General features: G+C 71.2%; 2 protein-coding genes. Both read left to right on the top strand.

The features are described from left to right. Nucleotides 1-721, top strand: a 721-nt coding sequence (locus tag D7W82_RS39150; protein WP_120623116.1) for a DnaJ domain-containing protein, incomplete at its 5' end; no start/stop codon positions are given. 143 nt (nucleotides 722-864) lie between these two features. Beyond that, on the top strand, nucleotides 865-2,841 hold a 1,977-nt coding region (locus D7W82_RS39145), incomplete at its 3' end, for a response regulator (protein ID WP_233588206.1).

Raw genomic sequence — 2,841 nt, 5'->3', positions numbered from 1 at the left:
AGACAGGCGCTACGCCGACATCCAGACGAAGAAGGACCACTTCGTCACACTTGGGGTTCCGCAGGACGCCTCGCGCGACCAGGTGAAGGCCGCCTTCCTGAGCCTCGCCAAGGTCTTCCACCCGGACCGGCTGCCCCCGTCGCTGCCCCACCTGGCGCCGAAGATCACCGCCGTCTTCGAGTCCATCCGCGAGGCCTACGAAGTCCTCCACGACGACACGCGCCGCAAGAACTACCAGCTGGCCCAGCAGGGCGCGCAGGCCGCGCCGAAGCCCCCTGCCTCCAGCGCCGCCCGCCCCGGCAGCCCCGCCGCGGCCCGCGCGGACACCAACGCGGACGACCTCTTCCGCATGGGCGAGGTGTTCTTCCGCAAGCGCGACTTCTTCGCCGCCAGCGAACACTACGAGCGCGCGTACGGCCTGGACCCCAAGCCCCTGTACCTCGCGGCGCGCGCCTGGTCCGTCTACATGGACCCCAGCCGCAAGGCCGACATGCCCCGCGCGAAACAGTGGATGGCGGATGCGGTGCGCACCGACCCGAACTGTGATCGCGCCCACTACCAGCTGGGCGTCATCGCCCGCGTGGAAGGGGACATGGACCGCGCGGAGAAGCACTTCCGGGAAGCCGTCCGTGCGAACCCCAAGCACCTGGAGGCGAACCAGGAGCTGCGGCTCATCGACATGCGCAAGAAGAACCCGCCCAAGAAGGGCCTCTTCCGCTGACTCGCCTGTCCCCCGGGGAGGGAGCCGGCCGGTTTTCCGGGCAGTCCCGCCCATTGACACACCTGGAAACCGGACCCGATGCTTGCCCCTACGGGACGCCCCCGTCGGATCCGCCGTCCCGCCCGTCTTGAAAGGCATGCCACGTGGCCAAGCAGCACCTGCTCCTCGTCGATGGTGACGCGAAGAGTCTGCGCGTGATGGAGGTCAGCCTGAAGAAGGCCGGCTTCTCCGTCACGACGGCGATCCACGGCAAGGATGCGCTGGAGAAGGTCCAGATCAGCCCGCCGGACCTCGTGCTCGCGGACACCAAGATGCCGGAGATGGACGGCTTCGAGCTCTGCAAGACGCTCAAGTCCGACGAGCGCTTCAAGTTCATCCCCTTCGTCTTCCTGACGAACCAGAAGTCGGTCGAGTTCAAGGTGCGCGGCCTGGAGCTCGGGGGCGACGACTACCTGACGAAGCCCATCTACATCAAAGAGATCGTCACCCGCGTGAAGATGATCCTTCAGAAGGCCGAGAAGGAACGCATCGAGAAGCGCGAGACGACCAAGGGCGGCTTCGCGGGAAGCCTCGCCGACATGGGCGTCGTGGACCTGGTCCAGACCTTCGAGATCGGCCGCAAGACGGGCGTCATCTCCATCCAGGGCGAGCGCACCGGCGTCGTCTACTTCAAGGAAGGCCGCGTCATCGACGCGGAGCTGGGCCGGCTCAAGGGCGAGAACGCCTTCTACCGCCTGCTCAACACGTTCGAAGGCCAGTTCGACGTGCAGTTCACCACGTTGGACCGCACCGAGCGCATCGAGGTCTCCACGCAGGGCCTCCTCATGGAGGGCATGCGCCGGCTGGACGAGTGGGGCCGGATGCTCGAGCAGCTCCCGCCGCTGGAGACGGTCTTCGAGATCGACTACCACCAGCTGGCGGACCGCCTGTCGGAGATCCCCGACGAGGTGAACGGCCTCCTGCGCCTGTTCGACGGCAAGCGCGCGCTGTCGCGCGTGGTGGAGGACTCGGACTTCGAGGACCTGGCCGCGCTGGGCATCATCAGCAAGCTGTACTTCGAGGGCCTCATCCGCGAGCTGGGCAACGCGCCGCTGGAGCCCGTGCAGAGCAGCAAGCCGGGCATCGAGCAGTGGCTGAACGCCGCGCCGCCCATCCCCGTGGACGTCGCGCCCGCGCAGGAGCCCGCGCCCCAGCCCCACGCCGCGCCGGCCCCCGTGGAGCCGCCCCCGGTGGAAGCGGCGCCCGTGGCGGAAGCTCCGGTCTCCGAGCCGGAGCCCGAAGCCGCGCCCGCGCATCCCGAGCCCCTGGAGGAGGTCACGCCCGTGGCGGAGATGGCGCCCGCGCCGGTCTCCCCGCAGCCGGCGCAGGTGATCATCTTCCCGCCGCGCGTTCGCCCGGGTGAGGGCGGGCCGCCCGCGTTCGGCCAGGAGGGCGCGGAGCCCGCGGTTCCGCCGCTGTCGCAGGAGGGCTCGGCGTTCCTCGTGGAGCCGCCTCCGGCGCACCGCGCGGTGGATCATGCGCGGCGCAGCCTGCTGCTCGACTGGAGCCGGGTGGACACGGAGGGCCTGAGCGCCTCCAGCACCTGGGGCCCCGGTTCGCCCTGGTCGTCCGCGTCCCGGACTCCGGCCGCGCCCAGTCCGTTCGCCGCCCAGCCCGCGCAGACGCCCGTGGAGCCGCAGCCCTCGCGTCCGCCCATCTTCGGCGGCGCGGCCATCGCGCCCAGCCCGCTGGCGCCGGTGCCGCCCCCCACGCCGGCCCCGCCGTCCTCCGAGGTGACGCTGGTCAGCGGCACGGAGCCCTTCCACGAAGAGGTGCCGGTGGAGGAGTCCGCGCCGCCGCAGCTCGCGCTGCCGCCGTATCCGGGCCACGGCATCGTGCCGCCGCAGGTGGCCCCCGTGGCGCTCAACGTCGAGTTCCCCGAGACGACGCCCTTCGGCGCGCAGCCGGCCGCCATGGAGCCGGTGGAGACCGCCGCGCAGGACGTGCCCGCCTCCGAGGCGTACTTCACGGAGCCCGAGCCCGCCACGCCCGTGCAGACGTCCGGAGCGGGCGCCCCGGTTCCCGAGACGAACACCGCGGCCCCTGCCTCGCCCCCCCCGGCCAGCCCCGCGTCCACGAGC

It is taken from the genome of Corallococcus sp. CA049B (assembly GCF_003611685.1).
GTDB classification, from domain to species: Bacteria; Myxococcota; Myxococcia; order Myxococcales; family Myxococcaceae; genus Corallococcus; species Corallococcus coralloides.
This window is presented reverse-complemented; position numbering and strand designations above follow the sequence as displayed.